The 23,289-nt window shown below is 56.5% G+C and carries 21 protein-coding genes and 1 pseudogene; 1 reads left to right on the forward strand and 21 read right to left on the reverse strand.

Features of this window, described 5'->3' with window-relative positions:
• Positions 1 to 6: 6 nt before the first annotated feature.
• The 13 genes and pseudogenes from R8377_RS06540 to R8377_RS06600 form a co-directional block, all read right to left on the reverse strand.
• Positions 7 to 1,131: an FHA domain-containing protein gene (locus R8377_RS06540; RefSeq protein WP_317642698.1), complete on the reverse strand. Its 1,125-nt coding sequence runs from the start codon at positions 1,129 to 1,131 to the stop codon at positions 7 to 9.
• A 202-nt stretch (positions 1,132 to 1,333) separates the two neighbouring features.
• On the reverse strand, positions 1,334 to 2,869 hold the full coding sequence (locus tag R8377_RS06545) for a glycoside hydrolase family 30 protein (RefSeq protein ID WP_317642699.1): 1,536 nt from the start codon (positions 2,867 to 2,869) through the stop codon (positions 1,334 to 1,336).
• Positions 2,870 to 2,966: 97 nt separating this feature from the next.
• A pseudogene (locus tag R8377_RS06550) lies at positions 2,967 to 4,469 on the reverse strand (glycoside hydrolase family 30 protein).
• Positions 4,470 to 4,703: 234 nt separating this feature from the next.
• Positions 4,704 to 5,444 carry a hypothetical protein gene (locus R8377_RS06555; protein ID WP_317642700.1) on the reverse strand — a complete coding sequence of 247 codons (741 nt, stop codon included), beginning with the start codon at positions 5,442 to 5,444 and terminating at the stop codon, positions 4,704 to 4,706.
• 38 nt (positions 5,445 to 5,482) lie between these two features.
• On the reverse strand, positions 5,483 to 6,175 hold the full coding sequence (locus R8377_RS06560) for a hypothetical protein (RefSeq protein WP_317642701.1): 693 nt from the start codon (positions 6,173 to 6,175) through the stop codon (positions 5,483 to 5,485).
• Positions 6,176 to 6,310: 135 nt separating this feature from the next.
• Positions 6,311 to 6,691, reverse strand: coding sequence for a 50S ribosomal protein L7/L12 (rplL, locus tag R8377_RS06565; RefSeq protein ID WP_317642702.1), 381 nt, complete (start codon positions 6,689 to 6,691; stop codon positions 6,311 to 6,313).
• Between the two features lie 106 nt (positions 6,692 to 6,797).
• Positions 6,798 to 7,319, reverse strand: a complete 522-nt coding sequence (rplJ, locus tag R8377_RS06570; RefSeq protein WP_317642703.1) for a 50S ribosomal protein L10 — start codon at positions 7,317 to 7,319, stop codon at positions 6,798 to 6,800.
• Positions 7,320 to 7,622: 303 nt separating this feature from the next.
• Entirely contained in the window at positions 7,623 to 10,418 is a 2,796-nt protein-coding gene (locus R8377_RS06575) for a family 78 glycoside hydrolase catalytic domain (protein ID WP_317642704.1), read from the reverse strand.
• 21 nt (positions 10,419 to 10,439) lie between these two features.
• The gene (locus R8377_RS06580; RefSeq protein WP_317642705.1) at positions 10,440 to 10,760 is read right to left on the reverse strand and encodes a hypothetical protein; all 321 of its coding nucleotides are present in this window, start codon (positions 10,758 to 10,760) and stop codon (positions 10,440 to 10,442) included.
• Complete coding sequence (locus R8377_RS06585) at positions 10,723 to 11,358, reverse strand: hypothetical protein (protein ID WP_317642706.1); 636 nt, start codon at positions 11,356 to 11,358, stop codon at positions 10,723 to 10,725. Before R8377_RS06585 ends, R8377_RS06580 begins: the two co-directional genes overlap by 38 nt.
• A gap of 10 nt (positions 11,359 to 11,368) precedes the next feature.
• Entirely contained in the window at positions 11,369 to 11,740 is a 372-nt protein-coding gene (locus tag R8377_RS06590; protein WP_331669483.1) for a carbohydrate ABC transporter permease, read from the reverse strand.
• An 18-nt stretch (positions 11,741 to 11,758) separates the two neighbouring features.
• Positions 11,759 to 12,268: a carbohydrate ABC transporter permease gene (locus tag R8377_RS06595; protein ID WP_317642707.1), complete on the reverse strand. Its 510-nt coding sequence runs from the start codon at positions 12,266 to 12,268 to the stop codon at positions 11,759 to 11,761.
• A 3-nt stretch (positions 12,269 to 12,271) separates the two neighbouring features.
• Complete coding sequence (locus R8377_RS06600; protein WP_317642708.1) at positions 12,272 to 13,258, reverse strand: carbohydrate ABC transporter permease; 987 nt, start codon at positions 13,256 to 13,258, stop codon at positions 12,272 to 12,274.
• A gap of 265 nt (positions 13,259 to 13,523) precedes the next feature.
• Here R8377_RS06600 and R8377_RS06605 point away from each other — a divergent pair, with 265 nt between their 5' ends.
• A complete protein-coding gene (locus tag R8377_RS06605) occupies positions 13,524 to 13,784 on the forward strand; it encodes a hypothetical protein (RefSeq protein ID WP_317642709.1) in 261 nt (86 codons plus the stop codon).
• Between the two features lie 324 nt (positions 13,785 to 14,108).
• Here the strand turns inward: R8377_RS06605 and mtnN are convergent, their stop codons facing one another.
• The 8 genes from mtnN to R8377_RS06645 all read right to left on the reverse strand — a co-directional run bounded on the left by mtnN (position 14,109) and on the right by R8377_RS06645 (position 23,276).
• Positions 14,109 to 14,849, reverse strand: a complete 741-nt coding sequence (gene mtnN, locus R8377_RS06610) for a 5'-methylthioadenosine/S-adenosylhomocysteine nucleosidase (RefSeq protein ID WP_317642710.1) — start codon at positions 14,847 to 14,849, stop codon at positions 14,109 to 14,111.
• A gap of 84 nt (positions 14,850 to 14,933) precedes the next feature.
• Positions 14,934 to 16,139: a 3-deoxy-7-phosphoheptulonate synthase gene (locus tag R8377_RS06615; protein ID WP_317642711.1), complete on the reverse strand. Its 1,206-nt coding sequence runs from the start codon at positions 16,137 to 16,139 to the stop codon at positions 14,934 to 14,936.
• The gene (locus R8377_RS06620) at positions 16,136 to 17,299 is read right to left on the reverse strand and encodes a 3-deoxy-7-phosphoheptulonate synthase (protein ID WP_317642712.1); all 1,164 of its coding nucleotides are present in this window, start codon (positions 17,297 to 17,299) and stop codon (positions 16,136 to 16,138) included. The genes R8377_RS06615 and R8377_RS06620 overlap by 4 nt, the downstream gene beginning before the upstream one ends.
• 98 nt (positions 17,300 to 17,397) lie before the next feature.
• Positions 17,398 to 18,759 (reverse strand): C1 family peptidase, encoded by a 1,362-nt coding sequence (locus R8377_RS06625; RefSeq protein ID WP_317642713.1) that lies wholly within the window; start codon positions 18,757 to 18,759, stop codon positions 17,398 to 17,400.
• A 134-nt stretch (positions 18,760 to 18,893) separates the two neighbouring features.
• The gene (locus R8377_RS06630; protein ID WP_317642714.1) at positions 18,894 to 20,468 is read right to left on the reverse strand and encodes a cell division protein; all 1,575 of its coding nucleotides are present in this window, start codon (positions 20,466 to 20,468) and stop codon (positions 18,894 to 18,896) included.
• A gap of 172 nt (positions 20,469 to 20,640) precedes the next feature.
• Positions 20,641 to 21,345 (reverse strand): pyroglutamyl-peptidase I, encoded by a 705-nt coding sequence (locus tag R8377_RS06635; RefSeq protein ID WP_317642715.1) that lies wholly within the window; start codon positions 21,343 to 21,345, stop codon positions 20,641 to 20,643.
• Positions 21,346 to 21,411: 66 nt separating this feature from the next.
• Positions 21,412 to 22,377 (reverse strand): purine nucleoside phosphorylase YfiH/LACC1 family protein, encoded by a 966-nt coding sequence (locus R8377_RS06640; protein ID WP_425604996.1) that lies wholly within the window; start codon positions 22,375 to 22,377, stop codon positions 21,412 to 21,414.
• 32 nt (positions 22,378 to 22,409) lie between these two features.
• Complete coding sequence (locus tag R8377_RS06645) at positions 22,410 to 23,276, reverse strand: aldo/keto reductase (protein ID WP_317642716.1); 867 nt, start codon at positions 23,274 to 23,276, stop codon at positions 22,410 to 22,412.
• Positions 23,277 to 23,289: the final 13 nt, after the last annotated feature.

The raw sequence follows: 23,289 nt of genomic DNA on the forward strand, positions 1-23,289 counted from the left end.
CCCTGCTCACTCCTGTGCTGCTAAATACTCGCGGTATCCTTCATTCTTCTGAAGTGCAGAGTCGATGTCATCGTTACCCTGGGCCGAGAGCCAAGCATACAAATCGTCGTACAGGGAGGGGTTCATAGCTAAGAACGGCAACAACTGATTGTGCTTTGCCATTTCGAATTGTAGAGCAAAATCGGTCGAATTCTTGGCATCGTCGCTAGTCATACCGTCGACTTCAATAACCTGTTCTTGCGCATCGAAATCGCCCTTGGAAACTTTGTCAAAAACAGAACCGGGTTCAAAAGCCGGCTTGTAAGTTTGAGATTGAGGTTCGGCAGCACTGCGCTCGATTTCCTCGACCGCAGCTTGACGTTCCTGCTCTTCATCTTGCAGTTGCGCAGCCCCTAATGGCTGGAATTGAGGCTCAACATCGTCCTCAACCATAGGCTCATTGCCATCAAACACCTCAGGCTGAGCCTCTTCCTCTACAACCGGCACCTGCTCAACTTCTTCTGAAACCGCTTCCTGTTCGAAGATTGGTTCAGCCGCGTCCTGCTGGCGCAAGTCAACAACCTGATCGTGGAGGGCGCTGATGCGCGAGCGCACGTTTTCTGCATGGAAAACGCCGGTAGGCTCGCCGGCGCGCAAGTCCAAGATGTCGTCAACCGAAAGGTCAGCTTCATCGGGCTCTTGGGCGGCTTCGTCTTCATCTTGCGCATAAGAGAAGAGGTCTGGCACCTGCTCGGCAGGCTCGTCGTCTGCATCAGGTTCCACGTCTTCAATCTGGGTAAAATCAACCAGCACATCGCCGAACTGGAAACGCTCGGAATCGTGTTGCAGACTGTAATCGTTGTCTTCAGGCAGACGAATCAAATCGCCGTCAGCCTGGACCACATACGAGCCATTGGTGGAGCCCATATCTCGTAGATGTGCCTGACCATCTTCCTCGACTACGAAGGAAGCGTGGCGCTTCGACATAGACTTGGTCTGGTCTTGCACCTCTAAACGCACCATGCCGTCATCAGGCAGAGGGCGGATAGGCTTGCGCCCAATCTCAATACTTTCACCGGGGCTCAGGCGAATCTTCTCTACCCCATTTATTGTAACTACCCATTGCCGTGTCGGCCGCTGACCGTCGCTCACCGTTCTCGACCTCCCATAATTCCCAAGACAGATTTCGCACGCATACGAATGCACTATCTGCTATTGTGCCATGAAACCACGAACTCAGCGCCCGAGGCAGCAGAATCCATACATAATACTTCACACTAGCAATGCAAAAAGGGGCCGCGAGAGGCGCAAAAACCTCAAGCGACCCCTTATTAAATGCTTTCAATACCCTATTTTACTGCACGTATTGACTCTCGTCGTGGTCATCCTCTGGGTGTGGCGTGTATGTAATCTTAAAATCGTCATCTTCCGGGACGCTCGAGGTGTTGAGCTCCCCGTTCGAGCAGCGATACGACACCGTGCCGTATGCGGGCACTTCCACTACTCGCCAAGCAGCGCCCTGGCCTGCAATCGCTACTGCCGCCGAGATGGACTCAGCAGTGGGATTGTAGAGAATGACGCTGATATCGTCGCCCTTACCAAAAGCAACGGAACCCAAACCACCGGTGCGGCCATCTCGCGTATAAGAAGTGGAGGCCAAGCGACGAGCACCCAGAGGCACGTCTTGACCAAAGTTGCGCAGCATGAAGTATTCCAAATTACGCTTTACCTTACCGGTCTTGGAGTCAATCGTTACCACGCCGCGCCTGCCGGAAGTGCCCGCATAAGAGGGGAAGCCCTGCTCGTCGAGCGCCAAGTTCCACAGGTTAATTAGGCTCATACCGCCGCGGACTAACCAGGTACCAATCTCACCCATCATCACGTGGCTGGCTTCGTCTACCGTCTCGTCGAGCATGCAGCGGCGCTCGCTCATGGTGAGCTTCCAGTTGGGGAACTGCTGGGTGGCGTAGGCTAGCATCTCCGGGCGGCCCGAGTAAGTATGCAGGGCCACACCGGCGAAGCAAGCGGCCTGCGTGGGTGTCATGTATTCGCTAACTGGGCGCTCGAAGAAGCGTAGGCCATCGTCTGCAAAGTAAATTTCCACATCTGGAAAACTGCGGTCGAGCGCCGGGCGCAGGTAGTGACTCCCCCACTCGGTCAGCTCCTCAGGAGTCCAGGTGGTCATGGGCCACGGTGGCACGTTCGAGGGCTCGTTTTGCATGGTAATTGAGTTAATCGTGATGCCGTAGCGCTGGTATGCCTCGATGAACTTCACAATATATTGGGCATAGACGAAGTCAATCGTATCTTGGTAGCGGTAGCCGTTGCGGGTGCACTCCCCCAAGCGCAAGCGGCCCGAGCCCGAGAACTGGCCCGTGGTCTTCATCCAAGCCGGCGCCGACCGGGGAGAGGCCATCACCTTAACAGCTGGGTTAATAGCCAAAATCTCTTGAAGCACGGGAATCACATACTTCAAATCTTTGGTAGCATCCGGAGCGCCGGGCTCGCCCTCACCAATCGAGAAGTAGTTGAGGTCTCCGTCTGAGTAAACACCCTCGGGCAGTTCGTCGTAGCTGTAGTAGGGCTGACTGGAAAAGTCGCAGGAGCCAATCGAAATACGCACAGAAGAGAATCCGGCCTGCTCGGGGCTGAATAATTCCTCAAGCAAGGCGTGGCGCTGCTCGGGATTCATTGAGGTCCAAATCAGGTAAGCCGAGGAGTCAGTTATAGCAGCTCCTTCGCCCTCCCAAGATTGGTAGCTTCTGCTCGGGTCCACAATCACCTTGCAGGCCTCGCCCGGGTCTTGAACGACGGCGGGCTGGGCAAGTGACTCCCTGCGAGCGCTTAAATCTCCGGAAGTGCGCGTCCACAATTCTTGCTTCGTTGACATCTGCTTCTCCTTGTTGTGTGGCCAGCTGCTCTGCTGGTCTCTATCGCTATGCTTGAGCGCATCTACATAGCTGACGTTTACTTGTAATAGGTATGGGTTAGTGGCTTTTTCCCGGTGCTAAATCGTCTACTAAATCAGTGGGAGCCGGGTTGAGCTCGAATTCTTCGTCTGAGCGAGGCTGCGAGCGGCTCACCTCTTCACGCGACTTGTGCATAGTCACTGTGCCCCAAGCCGGCACTTCGACCAACTGCCAGGAGGCTCCTGCCCCTGCAAGTGCTACTGCTACTTGGATGGGCTTGCCGGTTGGATTGTAGATGTGGGCGCTCACTGAGCCGTCGGGAGCCAAGAAGCCCACTGAGCCCAAGCCCCCGGACCAGCCGTCGGGCGTGTAATTGCTGGGGTTGATGATGGTTGAGCCTGGTTCGACGTCTTGGCCGAAAGCGCGGAGCATATAGTATTCCAAGTTGCGCTTCACCTTGCCGCTGGTGTGGTCAATCGTCACCACTCCCCGCCTGCCGGTAGCGCCCACCATGTTGGGTAGGCCGCGCTCGTCTAGAGCCATATTCCACAGGGCAATGAAGGAGCCGCCCTGACGAACCATCCAGTTGCCGATAACTCCCGACATAATGTGAGCCGCGTCTTCAGGCGTTTCGTCAATCATGCACCGGCGCTCAGTCATGCCGAAAAGCCAGTGAGGATAAGCGTGAGTGGCGTTGAAGAACTTGTCGTAGGGAATGGAATAGGTATGGATGGTCAGGCCGTCGATGGAGGCAGCCTGCTCGGGCGTTACGTCTTCGCGCACTGGGCGCACCAAGCAATGGGGCGAATCGTCGTTGATGAAGATGCGGGTCTGTGGGAAAGTCTGATCGAGCACGGGGCGCAGGAAGCGGTGGGCGAAGTCGGCCTGCTCCTGCAAGGTCCAGAGCATAGCGGGCCAAGGCGCAGCGTTGGAAGGCTCGTTTTGCACGGTCACTGCCCAAATCGGAATGCCGTAACGACCCATTTCTTCAATATATTTGGCGAAATAGTGGGCGTACACGCCTTCGAAGGAGTCCTTGAGTGGGTCGTAGCCGTTGCCCGTCCACTCACCAAAGCGCAGGTGCCCACCCTGGCACAGGCTGCCGGTATCCTTCATCCAAGCAGGCGCCGACTAGGGCGATTCGATGATTTTAACAGCCGGGTTGATGGCAAGAATCTCCTGCACGACCGGCACAATATATTTCAAGTCCTTAGTCGCGTCAGGCGCGCCCGGTTCGCCTTCGCCCAAGCTAAAGAGGCTCAAGCTATTGTCATGATGACCATAGGGCACATCGTCGTAGGTGTAGTAGGGCTGAGATGCGGGTTCGCAAGAGCCGAGCGGGATGCGGATAACCGACATACCGCCTTGGTCAGGGCCGAAGAGCTCTTCAAGCAGGGCGTGGCGCTGCTCAGGATTTTGTGAGCCCCAAATAAGCGAGGCAGCCGCGTCGGTAATGGCTGCACCCGCGCCAATCCAAAGCTGGCGGCGATCGGCAGGGTCGATAACTATCTTGGATACTTGGGTTTGGAAGTAAATCAACAGTTTTTGGCTCAATAGGCTGCCGACGCTCCGATAAATCACCGGAAGTTACCGTCCAATATTCGTGTGCGAGTGAGCTAACCATAAGACCTCTTCATCTTCCATACCGTGGCGTCAGTGCCACTACAGCGCCAGCGCTTCTAGTGAATTGGCCCCCAGCATAGCACCCAATACCCAACCATCCCCACCAGTTTCCACCTGTTCCACAAGCCCAACCCCGTATACACAAGTATTGGTGTTTGATAATAGTTGCGTATACGCGATTAAAGAGCGCGATTAGCAGTTTGCTAAAACCTGTAAAGCATCGATCCCAGCTTGTCGCCTGTCAGCATCGAGATATGCCCAATGCTGCGAGTCCTCAGGAAGTTCGTCATGTAAGATTCTGAGCCTGCGACGGTCATTGCGAGAAAAATGTTCCTGCGCTTCCCTATCAGGGTCTTCAATAATCGAAGCGAGCAAGGCTGCATCTTGGAGGTGTCGGCCCTGATGCCCCAAATGATCATTTTGCCAAGCAGCACCTTTAAGAATTAAAGCCCCCAACACATTCGGTACGAAAATCGTTACCTGCCGTTGATGGTCTCGCAAAACCACTTCCATACGCCGCTGAAGGGCCTGGGCGCCTCCCGGCATCGGCAGCACCGGATTACTGTCGCCAGCAAACTTGGCATAGCGTTGTAGGTTTTTGGGCAAATGGTCAGCGACTAATAGGTCCACTGTACTACCATTCTCAGGAGCAACCATTCGCGTTGTATAACTTGTGAAAGTTCCGGGCTGGAGCTGAAAACCTTCTTTTTCCAAAACACGTTGCAGACGGGTTGCACTGTTGCATTCAGATACGATATCAATAAGAAAATCAGCATCAGTGGTCGGTCGGCTTTCGAGTCCTGCGAGCTTGGCATGGACGTCTACCATCAAACCGCCGGCGAGCAGCCAGGCACTATCGCTTTGAGCTTCGGCCAAGCGATAGACCAGGTTCCATGGGTTTCCTGCGCTTGGGATATCGACTGTTGCGGCCATAGGAGTTGGTCCTAACTATGTAGTTCCCCCACAGATGTTTAGTTCTTATATCCTGCCAGAAGGTCTACCAAACGTTGCTCACCCGCACGGCGTTCCCTAGGATTGAGCGACTCAGCTAGGTCCACAGCGCGCACAGCAACAGGCATAGGACCCTCACCTTCAGGCCAGTATGCAGCAGTTCTAAGACGGACTTTAGCAGGACTTGCCCCTTCTTTCATGCGCAAGCGCTCCACTAACAGCTTGGCTTGTTCAACCGATGCGTATCCTTCAATCACACTGGTCGGAACTAGTTCGAAATTCTCAGCTAGCTCTCCGCTCGCCGCAGAAATACGAAGTTCGCTCGCTACTTGTTCTAAAAAGGCATCTCGCACCCAGTATTCATGCAATTGCGCCCGCCTGCGCGTCTGCCAAACCAAGGTAGGTGCGTCAACAGTCTCTAACCGCTTGTGTAGACGATACTGCTCCTGCCGGTTTATCCAAGGAGCCGACTGGCCCGATAACAAGTAGAGAGTTGCCATAGCTATGCGGGGAGAGTAGGGGCGGGCACTCTTTCGGGCATACTGCTTGAAGGACCACACCGAAGCGGCATCAAAGAGCAAGGACCGACCGCCAACACTTGTTGCGATCAGGTCTCCGCTTTCACGAAGAGCGAGGACCCGGCTCTTACTCAGACCCAGTTCATGCGCTGCCTGTGAACTGGTTATCCAGTTCTTTTCTGCAAAGTACACCATAGTACTAGTGTATACACAAGTATTGGCGTTTGGCAATGGTTGTGTATACGGGTAAAGGTCGGGAGATACAACAAACCCCGCTGCCGACGGATCGGAGCGGGGTTTGTGAAGCCTTGAAAAGACTGGGCTGTGAGCTTACTTGAGCTCGACAGTTGCACCGGCCTCTTCCAGCTGAGACTTTGCAGACTCAGCGTCTTCCTTGGAAACACCTTCGACAACGGGCTTGGGAGCGCCGTCGACGAGAGCCTTGGCCTCAGCCAGACCCAGCTTGGTGATACCGCGAACGGCCTTGATGACCTGAATCTTCTTGTCGCCAGCGGCGGAGAGGATCACGTCGAACTCGGTCTGCTCTTCGCCAGCAGGTGCAGCACCAGCGGCAGGAGCAGCAGCAGCGGCCACGGGGGCAGCAGCTTCAACGTCGAACTCTTCCTCGAACTTCTTGACGAAGTCAGAGAGCTCAACCAGGGTCATTTCCTTGAAAGCTTCAAGGAGCTCATCAGCAGAGAGCTTAGCCATAATGGCTTCCTTTCAATCATGGCAACTGGGCTTGAGGCCCGCTGCCGTCACAACTTATTAAACTTCTTATTCCTATGCAGCAAGAGCGCAGCTTGAGGGCTTAACCTCAGGCGGCCTTCTCCTGCTTGTCGCGCAGGGCGTCGATCGTACGCACGGCCTTGGTAGGCAGAGCAACGAAGGCGTAAGCAGCCTTGGACATGGTGCCCTTGAGAGCGCCAGCCATCTTGGAAAGCAAAACTTCGCGAGATTCGAGGCTCGCAATCTGCTTGATTCCCTCAGCGTCAACAACGGTTCCGTCAACGAAACCACCCTTGACAACCAACTGCTTGTTGTCCGCAGCGAAGTCACGCAGGACCTTTGCAGCCTCAACGTAATCACCCTTGACGAAGGTGATGGCGCAAGGGCCAGAAATGAGGTCGTCAAGACCGTCAATTCCAGCTTCTTTAGCTGCAATGCGAGCCAGCGTGTTCTTGGAGACAGCATAGGAAGTATCGCGGCCTAGCTTGTCGCGCAGATCAGAAATCTGCGGAACAGTGAGCCCGCGGTACTCGGTGAGGATGATTGCGTCGGCCGAACGGAATTCTTCCGTAAAGTCGGCAACCACCTTTTCCTTTTCGGGCCTTTTCATGGCGTTCCTTCCTAAATCGACTCTTGGACCGGAACGGAGCGCTTGGCCAGCAGGCAATAAAAAAGCCCTGCGCACAGGCAGAGCATACGAAATCGAAGATTCCAGCGGCAGCAGGCAGGCCTACTGCTTATCTCAACCTATGCTGGCTCGGCGAACCGAACTTCGGAAGACCTTACGGCCCTCAACCAACAGTCTTTGGTTTACAACACTTTACTATAACACAACCCAGCGGACTCAGGCAAGGCAAACAGGTCAAAGCAAGAGCAGGACCTTCCCAAGGCAGTCAAAGTCCCCCCGAAAATCCTAGAGCCGCCGCATACGAATCGTGTGCTCACCCGCAGCCAGAGGGGGCAGGGGGAAGCTGCCCGGCCAGCAGATAGTGTTGGCAAGCATGAATGGCTCCTGCACGCTCGCCTGTTGCATGAGCTCGCCATCAATCTCGAAGAGCGCCAACTGCCCGGGCTCAAGATTGAGCATGGCCGGCAAAACGGGGAACACTTCCTGCCGAGGTGGAACCTTAACGCGAGCGCTCATGCCCGGCACAAAGATTCTGCCCGCCTCCACTTGGGCGGGACCACTCAACCGATATGAGGCCTCAATATCGCCGCCGTGGGAAGGCAGCACCACGCTGGCCTCCCGCACGCTGCCCGGCTGAGGAATGAAGCTAAACCGCCTCCAGCCTGGGTCTAGAGCCTTGAGCCCCATGAGCCCGTGGGGCATTAAGTATGCCGGTGAAGCTGCCCAAGGGTGCGAATAAGTAGTGTTGGGCTTGAGCGAAGGATCCCAGGCTTCCATGGTGGCGCCGGCACCCAGGTCAAGCATGTGCTCCCAAGTACGCAGGCCGCTGGTAGCCTTAATCAACTCCAAAGCATCGGCACCAAAGCCGGCCTGGTAGAGGCCCGATATATAGATAGCTGCGGTATAGACACTGCAGGGCATACCTTTCTTACGCAGAAAATCGCCGAGATCGTGCATACGAGCAATGGGAACTCGGGCAAATGCTAGCGCGAAAATCGAAGAGTGCGCTGCATGATGCTGTATGGGAGCGCCTTTGGAACCAGTATCGAGACCATCGTAGTAAGCGCCAGCTTCTGGGTCATACAGGCGAGCGTGAATGCTGGATCTCATGGCTTGCGAGCGGGTACCGAAGAGCCGGGCATCACCGTCGTGACCCAAAGCCCTCGCTATCTGCGCCATGTCCGCATAAGCCTGAGAGGCCAAGCAATTGATGACTGTATTGACACGGCCAAACACGAAACCGTCTCGTTCAGCTTCAGGCCAGTCAACGATGTCTCCGTCGAAACTGCTGGATTGGCCCGGGTCTTTGACTAAGAGGCCGCTTTCTGGGTCTATATATCGTTCTGGCAGCAAGGCGCAGAGTCGCTGGTACCCGGCGCGTACCTGTTCAAGAGAGCCCGAATGCCCCCAGGAATCGTGAATGGCCATAATGGTGTAGAGCGGCCATTCGGTGGGCCAAGTGCGGTTGGCAGCCAAGTAGTCTAAGGTGTAGCGACCTAGGGCCGGTGCATCGTCGAGAGCCATGTGGGCCCGCTGGTGAATGTAAGCGTCGGCTTCGTAAGGCGCCCGCTCTCGGGTCCACGAATCTACGTATATATTGGCACTTAAATTATCGATGGTATTGCTGGAAAGCTTCCAAATATCGTTGAGCAGCTGGTCGCTCGATTGGAAGTCGGCGCTCAAACTCGTGCGCTCGGGCTCCAGCGCGGCGATTTCCACTTGCTTCACTACCCGTGCTAAGTCGTCTACCGCACTAGAGTGAACTCCTGCTACCGATAATTCCACGTATCGGAAGACGCGAATACCCCAAGTTTCCAGCTGGTTCTCCCCCTCTTGCAAGTGCCAGTTTTCCCGGTAGCAGTTGGAGGTATTGAGCTGATATCGCACTTGGCCGCTGGGCTCAAGCACTTCTCCGTAGCGAATGTCGAGATCAATCGAAGAGTGCAGGTCCACCTTGAGGGCCAGGCCACCCATTCTGGACTGGCCGCAGTCCAGAACTGCCCTGTTGGGGTTTAGCCAGCGCACTGATTGAGGCTGGTAACGCTCCACTGCCAGCCCAGCGAGAGGGCTGGCAACTAAGCGAGCGAAGGCTTGGCGCTCTTGGGCTGCGGGCCAATCACTATCATCATAGTTCGGCAGCGACGCTTGAGAGGGGTAACTGCTGGCTTGAATATTTTCGTTGGGCGCCCAATAGTACTGGCTGCCGATGGATTGGGTGGGCGCGAAAACCTCCCCCAAAGACTGGGCTTTCCAAGTCGAATCCGAGCCATAGTGGAGCATTTGCCCGTTGTTCAAACACACGTCGAGCTGGGCGGCGAAGCGGTGGTCTTCTTGGGTATAGACGATGGCAGATATGGCGTTGCGCTCTCCGGATTTGAGCAGGCCGGTCACATCGTAGCCTTCGTAGCGGTGCTCGCCATCGATGGGAAATACTGGCCCGCAGCCCAAGAACTGCCCGTTGGCCCAGACCCGATACACGAACTGGCGGGAGGGGCAGGTGGAAGAGGCGGTCACGCTCAGGCTGGCCCAGCGAATGGGCGAATCGGGAAGCTCTATAACCGTGCGCAAGCAAGCCCAGTCGTCAAGGCTTGGCTCAGCCTCGGCGCACTGTTGAGGAGCAGACCAGATGGCCTTGCCGACGCACCAATGGTGGCCAGGGCCTGTGCCGAAAGTGGCCACCGAGGAGCGGGCTATGCATACTTCGTTGGCATCGTACACATAGACTTTGGCCCAGTAGCGTTGGGCGGGATTCATCGGTACATGGTTGAGCGACACGCCCGAAAAGCCGTCTCCCTCAACGATGCCGCTGTTCCACTTCACCCCAGCTGCCGCGTTTGCGTCGGGCCAGCGGTGGGGCGCAAGACTGTTGATATCGGGCCGATCAGCCACGATGATTTGGTAGGCATGGGGCTGCAAATCGTAGCTAAAATCGTCGGTATATCGCCAGCGCAGGGTCGGTATGGTGTAAGGCTCTATGTTGACGGGGTTTATGCGGTCGTTTACCAAAACTTGGAAGCTTTCACCAGCTGAATTATCTTCGTTACCCGCTTGCGCTTGAGTGCTTCCGCCGCTTTGGTTCATCACTTCCTACCCTTGTTACGCCTACTGCTGCATATCCTTAAACGAGGAGAACGACGGCTTGGCAGACGCGCTCACTCCCCCGTACATATCAATCACACGCTTGTCGCCGCTCTCCTGCGCCATCTGCACAAAGAGCCGGTTGGCCTGCCACCGAGCCGAAGCCCAAGCTACATACCACATAATACCGGTTCCCAAGAGCGCCACGAGAATCGGAGACTTGCTCAAACCCCAGCTGTAGCCGCCCAAAGCCAGCATGCCGATGGGCAGCATGTAGATACGGCGGACCGAAAGCAGGAACGCATTTTTAAGAGTCGGCCACCAGTGGGCCTTGGGATATTCCACCGCAAGAATCAGGGCAATGAGACAGGCTTGAACAAGCAGAATCAAAATCACTATAGCCACGGGCAATGCTAGCGAACCGTAGCCCAAAAACACCGGCAATTTGCGCATCATATAGGCAAGCAAAAGCAGCAAGAGCAAACGGTAGAGCAATGAGCCAAGAGCGCAAGGCCAGCTTCCACCAAGCCTTAAAATAGGGGCGAATCAGGGCGCCGCTAGCGTCTGGATGCACATAGGGGGACGCAATCCAATCGGGCAGCTGCCAGCCTTGCATCCGGTCAGTTACTAAGCGCTGACGCAGGGCCGCGTCCCAAGAAGCCAAGCTGGGCTGATCGCGAAACACAGCAAACATGGCCGCTAAGCCCGGCGCTGAGAGCAAGGCCGCAAGAATATAGAGCGGATAATAGCTGAGATCGCGCACCAAAAACACCACTGCCAGCAAGGGCGCGGTTCCTACGAGCATGCACCAGCCCGCAATTAAGAGCACATATATGGAGGAAACCAGCCCCATAATGGCGAACATAGTATGCGATTTGGCAGGGCTCGCATGGCCAGAGCGGCCGGGGCGAGACCCGCCAGAAGGTGAATGCGATCGTGCCATAACTAACAATTTAGTTCTTCATGCCCGAAGTTGCGATTCCTTCGATGAACTGCTTTTGACCAATGAGGAAGACGATCAAAATAGGCAGCACCGAAATCACCGAACCCGTCATAATCATGGCGTAATCAGCGTTGTACTGGGAGATGAAGAGCTTCAAGCCCAGCTGGATGGTGTAGAGGTTTTGGGAGCGCAAGTAAATCAGCGGGCCCATGTAGTCGTTCCAAGTGTTGGTAAAGGTGATAATTGCCAAGGCTGCAATGGAGGGGCCAGACAGTGGCAAAATCACACGCCAGTAAATACCAAACTCAGAGAGGCCATCCAAGCGGCCTGCCTCCGAAAGATCCTCTGGAATCGTGTCGTAGAACTGCTTCATCATAAACACGCCGAAAGCACCGAAGGCCTAGAGCAAGATAATCGACCAGCGCGTGTCGGACAGACCAACGGCGGAGACCATCTTGAACTGGGGAATCATGTATGCCTGCCACGGCACAGCCATCGTAGCGATGTAAATGAGGAAGAGCGTGGTGCGACCGCGGAAGGGAATCTTAGAGAAACCATAAGCGGCGAAGGAGCCGGTGAAGACCTGCAAAATGGTCACGATGACTGCGAAGAAGATAGTGTTGAGCAGCCAAGTGGTCATGTCTGAATGGGTCCAAATATTCGCGTAATTCTCCCAGTGCCAGACTGAGGGGAACCAGCGAAGGGGAATCGCGTAGACCTCGTTGTTGGGCTTCAGGGACGACATCACCATCCAGAAGAAGGGCAGGAGCACGAAAGCCGATACAACAACCATAGCCAGGTAGCCGATAATCGTTCCAACAATCTTGGAAATCGACGTGGGCTTGTGGTTCACAGGAATGTCTTGGCTGGAAGCCCCGGAAACTGAAGGCGAAAGCGTTTGTGCTGACATGGCTCAGTCCTCCTTTGAATTGTTGTACCAGAACTGAATGAGCGTGACCACCATGCAGATGAAGAGCAGGACGAGGGAGACGGCCGAAGCGTATCCGAAGTCGCCGCGCTCGAATGCCACACGGTAAATGTATTGGGCCAGCACCAAAGTACTAGTGCCGGGGCCGCCGTCAGTCATGATTAAGGTCAGATCCAAAATCTTGAAGGAGCCGATAGTCAGCGTCACGAGCACGAAGAAGAGGGTGGGGCGCATCATCGGCACCGTCACCTTCCAGAAGCGCTGCCAGCCGTTGGTGCCGTCGAGTTCCGCAGCTTCGTAAAGCTCAGTGGGGATGGTTTGTAGGCCTGCTAGGAGCAGAATCATGTAGTAACCCACTTCGCGCCAGGTGCCGACGATGATGACGGCGGGCATGGCCCAAGCAGTGGAGCCCAGCCAGCCGGACACGTTGTGCATAAAGAGACCGAGAATCTGGTTGATGGGGCCGGACTTGGGGTCAAAGAGCATAGCCCAGACCTGCGCGGCTGCCACCAGAGAGGTGATGTATGGGAAGAAGGCGACCGTGCGGAAGAAGGCGCGGCCCCTCAGCTTTGAATTAAGCAAGACTGCTAGAGCAAAAGATAGGGCCAAAGTCAGCGGAATGTGGACGATTGAATAGTAAATCGTGTTCCACACCGAAGTCATGAAAATTTTATCGTGGGAGAGCCGCACCCAATTTTTTAGACCGTTTGGAACCGGGCTACCGAATGCTGACCACTTGGTGAAAGCGATGTAGAAGAGGGTGAGCGTAGGAATCAGGGTCAGGCAGATGAAGCCTAAAAAGTTAGGCGTAATGAAAATTAAGCCGTTGCGTAGATTCCTGTGCGAGATTGCTTTCGCATCCATCGCACCTCTCCGGCGCCCGTGACGCCCCGAACCCTCTGGCTCAGGCGAGAGGGCTTGCGCCGTCGAATCCTCTTGCTCAAGCACCGCAGCTTCCGTCACATCTGACATAGCTGCAACCTCCTTTACACGCTCTCAGCAGGCACAGAAAGCCTGCCGATATAGACAAAAAACTTGAAATTCCAACCAGTGCGAGCCAGCAATCAGCGCGAAATCCCTACTGGTAGAGCACGCCCCCATCCAAAATCGCGATGCACTCACCCGAACCGAAAGGCAGAAAATATAGTAACTGGCTTAAAACTCGACCAAACTGAGGTGAGTCCTGCACCTGTTTGGGATGCAGGAAAGGGCACTTGGAACGCCAGCGCACCCGCCCATGACCACGGCTCAACTACAGCAAACATCCAACTGGACTTTGGGCGCAGACCCGCAAGACGACTACCCCCTGCCGTACACCTACATGATGAACTTGCCGCAGGCAGGAGCCATGCCCCTTTACCGTTTAACCGGAGGCAGTCTCTTAGGCCTGACCACCCTTGCGGCAGTAGTATACGCAGGCTACCAAATCAGCAAGCAGCGCGCACAAAGCCAAGGCCGCCACACAAACCGCAGCAGCCAGGCCCAGCCCATCAAGTAAAGGCAAAGCAAAGCGAGAATGAAAGCTAAAGTACGAGATAAAACACAATCGCAAGAGCCAAGCGCAAACTAAGGTAAGAAGTAAAAGCCAGCAACGCGCAAGCAAGCTGGCGGCGGGGTTGGATGTGAAGCAATAAGCAGTTCCCCTTGCTGAACAGCCAACCCCGCCGCCAGCGCCCGGGCACCCAACCGCATGTCAGAGCACCCAACCCAGAACCCGGGCACCCAGCTCAACAGTCAAGCACCCAACTGAGCCTCAAAGCCCCAAAGCCCCAGAGCCGAGCACCCAAAACCCAGAACAAGGCACCCAGCAAAGAAAAGCTGACTACAGCTGGGCGGCAATCTTCAGCACTAGCTTGGCTGCTGTATCGGCATACTCGGAGATGTCGAACTCCTTGAAGACCTCGTAGTCGGTGTCAGCGTTGTCGCTCAGAGCGCGAATAATCAACACCGGAACCTGGTTACGGGCAGCCACATGGGCCACGGCCGCGCCCTCCATCTCGACTGCGTCTGCCCCAGTCTCAGCCTGAACCTGCGCCGTCTTCTCCGGTGAGTCTACAAAGTAGTTGCCCGTGGCAATAGTGCCTACGATGTGCGTGATGCCCATCTCTTCCAAAGCCTGACCCGCCACCTCCAAAAGATGAGCATCGGAGTGGAACTCGGGCGTTTGAGGGGCAAACTGAGCAATCAGGCGCATGTCGGAATCCAAGTAACGCAAGGTACCGCCCAAGACCACATCGTTAATGTGAAGCGACTTGTTGAGATTGCCTGCAATGCCAGAGAAGATCAGAGCCTTAGGGTGGTAGCGGTCAATCAAATACTGGGCTGAAGCGGCGATGTTGACCGTGCCCATACCGCCCACCGTTGCGGCAATCTCAACGCCGTTGCCGTCGGCCGCCTGCAAGCTGCCGCGCACCACGTCGAGCCCAGCCCGCTTGGAGTCGGGGTCGTGACTAGCACCGGAGAGCTGCTGGGCTACCAGAGCCACTTCCTCGTCCATAGCGCCAAGCACTGCCACTACTTTGCTTTGCTGCTCACTCACCGCACTCATCATGTTCTCCTTCATAGGCAACTGCCAACGGGGCCAATCCTCACGAAACTCAGGGTAGCACCGGCAGGAACGATTGACTTCCCAGCTAGCTATTTGCGCTCACTGAGTAGGGGGCTTGACCTCTTGCCGACGGCTTTCAACTGCCTGCGCCAGGGTTTGCAAGAGCTCAGCAGTCCTAGGCCAAGCAATGCAGCGGTCGGTGATGGACTGGCCGTAAGTGAGTTCACTCAGCGGGGCAGCGCTCTGGTTGCCGCCTTCGAGGAAGCTTTCCATCATGATTCCAGTTATGCCCGGCTCCCCCGCCGCAATGCGCTCGGCCAGCTCCTCGACCAGTGCCGCCTGACGCAGCTCGTCTTTGCCAGAGTTGCCATGGGAGGCGTCGATAATGAGCCCGTGCGCTGCCGCAGAACCAGTGGGCATGCCTTCGCGCAGCTGGTTCATCGCGTCTGAGACCGACTTCGGTTCGCAGTTGGGACCGTGGGATGAGCCGCGCAACACGAGGTGGCAGTCGGGATTGCCTAAGGTTTGGACCGCCGAAGCCCGCCCTTCGTGGTTGATACCAAAGAAGGTATGCTGCCGGGAGGCGGTGAAGCAGGAATCGATAGCCGCCCCAACATCGCCGTCGGTGGCGTTCTTAAAACCGATGGGCATGGAGAGGCCGGAAGCCAGCTGCCGGTGAACCTGGCTCTCGGTATTGCGAGCGCCGATAGCCCCCCAAGAGATAGCGTCCGCAGTGAACTGGGGCGAGGTTGGCTCCAAAAACTCAGTGGCCGCGGGAAGGCCGGTGCCCAAGATGGAGAGCAAGACGCGGCGGGCTAGGACCAGACCCTTGCGAATCTTGTGACTGCCGTCTACGTCGGGGTCGTTAATCAGGCCCTTCCAGCCCATGGTCGTGCGCGGCTTCTCGAAGTATGCTCGCATCACAATCAGAAGGCGGTCTTCGAGCTGCTCGTTGAGGGCGGCGAGCTTTTGTGCATATTCGAGCGCGGCCTTGGGGTCGTGAATGGAGCAGGGGCCTACGATGACCAGTAGGCGGTCGTCTTCACCCTGGAGAACTTGACGAATGCTTTCGCGCGAGGAAATCACTAAGTCGCGGGCTGCCTGATCGAGCGGGTAGTCGGTCAGTATTTGCGCTGGGGTGGGCAGCGGATCGAGCTCGATAATGCGGCGGTTGACGATGTGCCCAATGCCGACTTCATCTTCCCAGCGGATTGCGTCGGGGTCGAAGAGTGGATTGACACCTTCGCTCAGGGCCTCTTGGGCTGCCTGAGTTTTACGGCTGGGCTCCAAATAATCCAAACTCATGCCTGCTCCCTCTTCTGATTCATGCCGCGCTCACGGCGGGTACTTACTGCTGCTGCTAAGCGCTCTAGCAGCTCGCGGGTGCGATCCCAAGCTATGCAAGCGTCGGTAATGGACTGTCCGTATGTGAGTTCGCTCAGCGGCGCAGCGCTCTGGTGGCCGCCCTGTAAGAAGCTCTCCATCATGATACCTAGGATTCCGCTCTTGCCGGCAGCTAAGCGCTCAGCAAGTTCTTCGACGACTTGCGCTTCAACTTGCTCGTCTTTACCGCAATTGCCGTGGGCCGCATCGATGAGTAGACCGTAACCGCTGGTTTCGGTAGCCTTGGACTGGCGTAAGGATTCTAGGGCTTCGTGCACGTCGCTGGCGCTATAGTTAGGGCCATGGGCTGAGCCGCGCAGGATTACATGGCAGTCCGGGTTGCCCTTGGTCTCAACTGAAATAACCTGCCCGTCGAGATTAACCGAAAGAAAGTGGTGTTCGAAAGACGAAGCGTAGCAGGAGTCGGCGGCCGCTTGGACGTTGCCGTCGGTGGAGTTCTTAAAACCGATAGGCATGGAGAGGCCGGAGGCTAGCTCGCGGTGAACCTGACTCTCAGTGTTGCGAGCGCCGATAGCTCCCCAAGAAACTGCGTCGGAGAAGTACTGTGGGGTAATGGGATCGAGCCATTCGGTGGCCGTGGGCAGGCCCAATTCCAAGATGTTGACCAAGGTCTTGCGCGCCAGCCACATACCCTTGCGAATGTCGAAGGTGCCGTTCACGTCGGGGTCGTTAATCAGGCCCTTCCAGCCCACCGTTGTGCGCGGCTTTTCGAAGTAGGCGCGCATGACGATAACGAGACGGTCTTGCAATTCCTCCCGCGCCTGAGCGAGCAGACCTGCGTATTCGAGCGCTGCCTTGGGGTCGTGAATAGAGCAGGGGCCTACGATAACGAGCAGGCGGTCGTCTTGCCCGTGTAAAACGTCTCGAATCTCCTGACGGGAGCGTAGCACTAGGTCGATTTGCTCGGAGCCAAGTGGCAAATCGCGTATAAACAAGCGGGGGGCTGGGATGGGGTCGAGCTGGCGAATGTTGACGTCGACGGTCTCAGGATAGACTGCGCTCTGGCTCAAACGCTGCTGATCGTTGTCTTGCGAGCTGCCCGGTCCGCGCAGTGGCTGCATAAGTGTTCTCCCAACTTCCCCAACATGCTTCTCTATACATAATAAGCGCCTGCCGCTCCCTTGAGAGCAGGCAGGCGCTCGTTAGCTTGAAGCTAGATTCAGGCGAGAGCGCCCATTGGATCCCAAGCAGGCAGCATGATTGCCGGCTCGTCGAAGGCCTTGCGGTACTCTTCGGGCAGCATGGACTTAGGAACTGCTACCTCGTAGACGTACTCGTCGAACCAGTCGTCGCTCATGACGAAGTAACCCTTGTCGGCAATGGCACTGCCCCAAGAGTTCTCGACCTTCCAGCGGTTGGTGGTCTTGCCGTCGTCGGCCACATCTACGCCCACGAAGGCCATAGCGTGGTTCATAGCGGACTGGCCGAAGCGCACGCGCTCTTCCTTATCGAGATCGAAGTCAACGTCGTAGACGCGACCGTACTCGAAGAGGTCGGTGGCCCACTGGCCTTCCTTGCGGTCCATCATCGGGTGGCAGTCAGCGCCGAACCAGACGGGCAGGCCCTGCTCGCTCAGGAGCTGACGGGCGCAGTCCTTCATGAACTGGGCGTCGACGTTCAGGTACTCGGTTGGGTCGCCGCCTGCCACGTTGCCCAAGTGCTCGATACCAATCTTCTTGCCCTTGGGGTGCTCACGGCGAGGATCATCGACCAGGCAGACGTAATCTTCGAGGCCAGCTTTGACATACTTCTGCCAGAACTCCTGAGGCGTGATTTCGCCATCGCGATGGAAGTTGCCGTCCTTGTCGGTCCACTCCCAGTCGAAGGAGGTGGGGGGAGTGCCCAAGTGAATGGTCAGAATGCGGTGGCCGGCAGCCGTGTAATCCTTCACAATCTGGTCGATGGAGCTAGGATCCTCAGCCATGTGTGCCACTGCCTGGTGCAGGAGGGAGCGCAGCTGGTAGTTCATCTCGCCCGTGTTCTGCGAAGAAGCAGTCTCGGGGTAGTACTGCTTGGGCACTGCACCGTACTTCTTGTAGAGATTCATGGCCATAACCCACTGGCCCCCGTCTCCCATCACGTCTGAGAGCAGGAACTGCATGAGCTGGGAGTCAACGGGCTCGCCGGCGCGCACGAGGGCGGCAGTATCTTGGAGGAAGTAGTTTACACGCTCCAGCTTGTCGCAATACATGGCGTAGTTTTGCGAAAATTCGAAGTCACCTGCTGGGTTCGAGGTGGACTCAGTGTCAATGTTGAGGGCGCGGCGGGCCACGAAGCGGGCCACGTTGAGCGAGCTGAAGAGCCAGCAGCGGCCCGAGTGGGCCTGAGTGGTGACCTTGCCATTGTCGACGCTCACCGAGAAGCGGTGCTGCAGGAGGCGAGAGCGATCGTAGTTGTGTGCAACCGGCTCAATTCCCGAACTAGTGACCGCGTTCATGGCGAGGCGGTTGGCTGGGCGCTGGTCAAATTCCTCGCGCAAACCTTCGAGTGCGGATGAAGACAGTGGTTGTAATTGAGTCATTGAGTTCTTTCCTCTTTTGTATGCACTATGAATTAGGTCTCAGAGGGCCCTACTACGCTTGGTGCCTACGCAGTAGAACTTGAGTTCAGAGCGCCCGCCTTCTGGGCGCGACGCTCTGAACTCGACGTTTCAACTCAGCGCTTAGGCTGAGCCCGATGAATAAGCTCGGTGGGAGCAGCCTGGCTGGCCGCCGACTTAGCCGTTCGGGCTGGCGGCGGAACCGGGCCGGAAGCCTTCATCGATGCCGGGGCGGGAACTGGCTCCTTGGCCTCTTCCTGGTCTTCTTTGTGAATGACAGGAATGTCAGCCGTATTCGGAGCATCGTTGTCGGATTCATCCTCAAACTCGGACTCAACTACAGGCATGGGCGCGGGCACAGCCTTGGCCTTGCTGATTGCTTCGTGCTTGGCTGGCCGGGCTGCGAGAGAAGCCGGTGCGGTAGCAGGCTCAGCGCCAAGCTTGTCGAAAGCACCGAACGAGGTGGAGAAGATAGAACGCAGCTGGTCAACGCGGGTGGTAATATCGGCCTCGCGATGCTGGAGCTTAGCAATCTGCTCCTGCAAGTTGTTGAGCTCGCTCTGGGCAGCCTTGCGGCGCTCCTCAATCTCTTCCTTGGCCTGCTTGCGGCTCTCTTCCAAAAGCTGAGCAGCCTTCTCTTCGGCTTCCTTACGCTTCGAAGCAGCAAAGTCGTCAGCTTCTTTACGGGTCTTCTTGGCCTGCTCAATCAGCTGTTCGGTCTCTTCCTCAGTCTGCTTGCGGCGCTCCTCAAGGCTCTTGAGTAAGTCGTTGACCTTAGTAGTAGCCTCTTCCTGCTGGGCAGAAATCTGCTCACGAACCCGCTGGGCCTCTTCACTCACCTTGGCCTGAGTAGTGGCACTGTTGACGTTGGCATCGTCCACAATCTTCTGGGCCTGAGTTTTTGCCTTATCGGTAATCTCACCAGCCTGGCGCTGAGCCTCAGTGAGCATCTTCGAGACCTGCTCGCGCACGTCGGAAAGCTTCTTATTAGCCTCAGCTAAAGCCTGCTGAATCTGATCGTTGGCCTCATTCTTGAGTTTAACGACCTCTTCATTGGCCTTTTGGCGCAGCTCGGCAACTTGCTGGGTGGCCTTAGCCTTGGAAGCAGCGGCATCGCGCTCCTGCTCAGCACGGTCAGCTGCCAGCTTCTTCTCTTGCTCCTCGCGAGTGTTTTTCAGCTCTAATTGCAGGGCTTCACGCTGCTCTTGAGCCTGCTTCTGAGCAGATGCCTTGAGCTGGTCAGCCTGCTGGCGGGCCGTAGTAGTAAGGGTGCGAGACTGGTCGTCGGCAGCTTCCAAGATTGAGCCAGCCTTGGCGTGGGCCTCATCCACAATCCGCTTAGCATCAATCTGCGCATCCTTAACCAGAGTCGCAGCCTTCTCTTGAGCCGAAGTCCTAGTAGCAGCAGCATCTTGCTTGGCGCGGTCAAGCAGCTCTGTAGAGGTCTGCTCGGCTGAGGCCAACAACTGCTGAGCATTGGCACCGAGGGAAGCAAAAGTGCCCTCCTCACCGGGAGCAGACTTCTTCGAGCGCTCCTCTTGCAGCTGGGCTTCCAGCTTCAAAATCCTGCTATCGTCACTCTTAATCTGCTGACGCAGTCGCGCCAAGTTATCTTGCAACGCACTTAAGGCTTCATCGACCTTATCTTTGTCATAACCGCGCAACACGATAGGGAACTGCTCGTCCGCCATGTTATCTCCTCTTTGCCACCACTACGATGATCTCCCGCGTCATCCGGCGGGCTTCGCTCCAAACAAATGACCTGAATGACATTCTACCCTACCCGAGAGCACAATGCAGGTCTATAATGCTGCTTTCCATCAGAGTTCACACTTTTTTACTGTTAGATATATAACTATCTCACTAAGCAATCAGCATGTCGCCAGAAGAAGGCCGCCGGTAGTAACGCACCACTTCGCGTACCACATCTTGACCGGCGCGCACCTGCTGTTGTACTGGCAAACCCTGCGTCCGCTCGGTGGCCGGAACCGTGTCAACCACCGGCGGCAGGCTCACAAAACCAGCCAACACTTCCGGGTGGGAACGGGTCCAATTGAGTAAGGAATAAAAGACCGCGTTGCACACGTAAGTGCCCGCGTCCGAGCTCAGTGTGGCAGCAATATTATCTTGCGCGAAAGCGTGCAAAATAGCGCGCAGGGGAAGCCTAGTCCAATAAGCAGCAGGACCCTCCGGGGCAATGGGTACGCGCTGTGACGAAGCGTGAGACTGACCAGCGCCAGATTCCGTATTCGCATCCTTCAAATTGACGGCGCAACGCTCCAAAGCAATGGAACGGGCTGAGCGCTTAAGCCCGGTAGAAATCACGATGTTGGGTTGAAAATCCTCAATCGCCTCATGCAAGATGGGCCAAGCCTTGCCAAAAGAAATCGGCAACGTTACGGCGCGAATCTGCAAATCCAAGCCTTCGAGCGGATCTTCGCCAGCATCCTGGGAGCTCAGCGCGGGCACACCTTGCTCGGCCAGCGCGCGGGCCACCTCCAACGAAGGATTGACCTCAACGCCTTCATAACGGTCGTATCCCGAGACAATAAGTTTGAGCTGATCCATACCGCCAGTCTAGCCTTTCTCTATGCCCGCGCGATTGCTCATTCCACCACTTGCAGGAACTCGCCCTTAGCCTTCGCGCACAATCAAGGCCAACATGCGGCCCTCTCGCGGTTTGCCAGCCAAGGAAGCGCGGCGATGCGAATACCAGAGTGGATTTTCGAGAGTACAGCGCGGATGGCGCAAATCTGCCATACGCTCTTCTAGACTCGGCCCCTCACCATCGCTGGCGCACAGTTGCTCCAGCTCAGGGTCGGCTACCAAATACTGGGTTGCAGCAGCCAAGCGCGGGTTAGAATCCACCAAATGCTCCACGCCTGCCGCTTCCAACTCCTGGCGGGCAGCCAGCGAAAGATCTGCTCCCGGGCCGCCAAAGCGCGTATGAGAAGCAGTTGCGGGGAAACGGTGCTCGAAGGAAGCCGCCAGCGACTCCCCTAGTTCATAGCAGTCAGCGCAAATAGCAGGGCCGAGCGTGGCCACGATCGAACCAGCATGTGCGCCTTGAGCAAGCATGCGCTCAACAGTCGAGCCGATAATGCCTTGCTCTAAGCCCCGACGGCCACAGTGGGCTGCGGCAATGACCCCGGCTTCGGCGTCGGCCAGTAGTACCGGCAGGCAGTCGGCCGCGAAAACGCCCAAGGCTAAGTTGGACTGGGCACTGACTAAGCCGTCTGCTTCTAGCTCGGCGAGTTCGCGGGCACGATCTGGGCCGAATGCATCAACATCGACAGCCCTTCCCGAATGCACCTGACTCACTAGGGCCAAGGGAGCGCCGACCGCAGCACTGAGCGCCAAACGATTAGCTGCCACAGCCTCAAAATCGTCGCCGCCGCGAGCACCCAAATTGAAGGAAGCGAAGTCACCCTGAGAGCTACCGCCGAGCCGAGTGGTGTAGACCACCTTAATGCCCGGCGCTAAGTCAATGGGAATTGTAACGGGAATGGGCAGACCCTCGCGACTGGCCTGCGGGCCCGCCGTGCTGTCTACCAACTCGTAGGTGCTTGACCACTCTTCAAAAGTTACTTCGCTTGCCACTCAAATCCTTCCAAGACTCTTTCCCGCCTAAATCAGGGCAGGAGAGCCAATTCTTCCTTGCTCAATTGCAGCTCGCCGCCTTGCAGCGAATCCACAATCGTTTCCGGACGGTGAGCGCCCGGCAGCACAAACATACCCTCACCCTGAGCCAGCTCCCAGGCCAAAATGACCTGCTGGTAAGACACGCCACGCTCTTGGGCAATCTGCTTGAAAGTCTCGAACTTCGTTTCGTCCTTCGGCTTGCGGAATCCTCCCAAAGGGCTCCAAGACACGAATGCTAGACCGCAGTGCAAGCTGTATTCAAGGCTTTCGCGAGTGTCGATAAAGAGCGGAGAGAACTGGTTTTGCACGGCCACCAAGTTCTTACCCAAGATGCCGCGGGCCAAGTCAATCTGCTGGAGGGAAGCGTTGGAGATGCCAACCTCTTTAGCTACACCCTCTTGCACAATTTGGGCCATCGCCTGGAGCGATTCCTCGTACGGTACTTTCGGGTCTGGACGGTGTAAGTAGAGGAGGTCGATGCTGTCAACGCCTAGGGCCATCGCTGATTCCTTGGCACGGCGAATCAGCTTCTCAGGCCGGCCGTCGACTCCCCAAGTGGGTTTGCCCTCGGTGAAATTACGGAAATGCCCCACCTTGGTAGCCACCAAAACTTCGTCTTTGGGGCCCTTCCAAGAGTTAAGCGCCTCGCGTACCAAGTTTTCGTTCGTCTGCTCCGGGCCACCCGATTCGTAGTAGGACCAAGCGGTATCTAGTTGACGGCAACCCGCGTCGAGAGCTGCGTGAATCGTTGCTACTGCTTGCTCGCGGCTGGGTTTACCCTCAATCGAGAGCCCCATACATCCCAAGCCAACTGCCGTAGTGGTATAGGACCCCAATGTCCTGCTCAACAATGTCATATTTTTTCCTTTC

Origin of the sequence: Bombiscardovia apis, assembly GCF_033095945.1 — a bacterium.
Lineage (GTDB): Bacteria > Actinomycetota > Actinomycetes > Actinomycetales > Bifidobacteriaceae > Bombiscardovia > Bombiscardovia apis.

Excerpts from the sequence above, each read along its gene's own strand:
- R8377_RS06615 (WP_317642711.1), bottom strand. The coding sequence starts at position 16,139 with ATGAGTTTGGATTATTTGGAGCCCAGCCGTAAAACTCAGGCAGCCCAA.
- R8377_RS06625 (WP_317642713.1), bottom strand. The coding sequence starts at position 18,759 with ATGACTCAATTACAACCACTGTCTTCATCCGCACTCGAAGGTTTGCGC.
- R8377_RS06555 (WP_317642700.1), bottom strand. The coding sequence starts at position 5,444 with ATGGCCGCAACAGTCGATATCCCAAGCGCAGGAAACCCATGGAACCTG.
- R8377_RS06545 (WP_317642699.1), bottom strand. The coding sequence starts at position 2,869 with ATGTCAACGAAGCAAGAATTGTGGACGCGCACTTCCGGAGATTTAAGC.
- R8377_RS06600 (WP_317642708.1), bottom strand. The coding sequence starts at position 13,258 with ATGTCAGATGTGACGGAAGCTGCGGTGCTTGAGCAAGAGGATTCGACG.
- R8377_RS06635 (WP_317642715.1), bottom strand. The coding sequence starts at position 21,345 with ATGGATCAGCTCAAACTTATTGTCTCGGGATACGACCGTTATGAAGGC.
- R8377_RS06645 (WP_317642716.1), bottom strand. The coding sequence starts at position 23,276 with ATGACATTGTTGAGCAGGACATTGGGGTCCTATACCACTACGGCAGTT.
- R8377_RS06630 (WP_317642714.1), bottom strand. The coding sequence starts at position 20,468 with ATGGCGGACGAGCAGTTCCCTATCGTGTTGCGCGGTTATGACAAAGAT.
- R8377_RS06605 (WP_317642709.1), top strand. The coding sequence starts at position 13,524 with ATGACCACGGCTCAACTACAGCAAACATCCAACTGGACTTTGGGCGCA.
- R8377_RS06575 (WP_317642704.1), bottom strand. The coding sequence starts at position 10,418 with ATGAACCAAAGCGGCGGAAGCACTCAAGCGCAAGCGGGTAACGAAGAT.
- mtnN (WP_317642710.1), bottom strand. The coding sequence starts at position 14,849 with ATGAAGGAGAACATGATGAGTGCGGTGAGTGAGCAGCAAAGCAAAGTA.
- rplJ (WP_317642703.1), bottom strand. The coding sequence starts at position 7,319 with ATGAAAAGGCCCGAAAAGGAAAAGGTGGTTGCCGACTTTACGGAAGAA.
- R8377_RS06585 (WP_317642706.1), bottom strand. The coding sequence starts at position 11,358 with ATGGCACGATCGCATTCACCTTCTGGCGGGTCTCGCCCCGGCCGCTCT.
- R8377_RS06595 (WP_317642707.1), bottom strand. The coding sequence starts at position 12,268 with ATGTCAGCACAAACGCTTTCGCCTTCAGTTTCCGGGGCTTCCAGCCAA.
- R8377_RS06560 (WP_317642701.1), bottom strand. The coding sequence starts at position 6,175 with ATGGTGTACTTTGCAGAAAAGAACTGGATAACCAGTTCACAGGCAGCG.
- R8377_RS06620 (WP_317642712.1), bottom strand. The coding sequence starts at position 17,299 with ATGCAGCCACTGCGCGGACCGGGCAGCTCGCAAGACAACGATCAGCAG.
- rplL (WP_317642702.1), bottom strand. The coding sequence starts at position 6,691 with ATGGCTAAGCTCTCTGCTGATGAGCTCCTTGAAGCTTTCAAGGAAATG.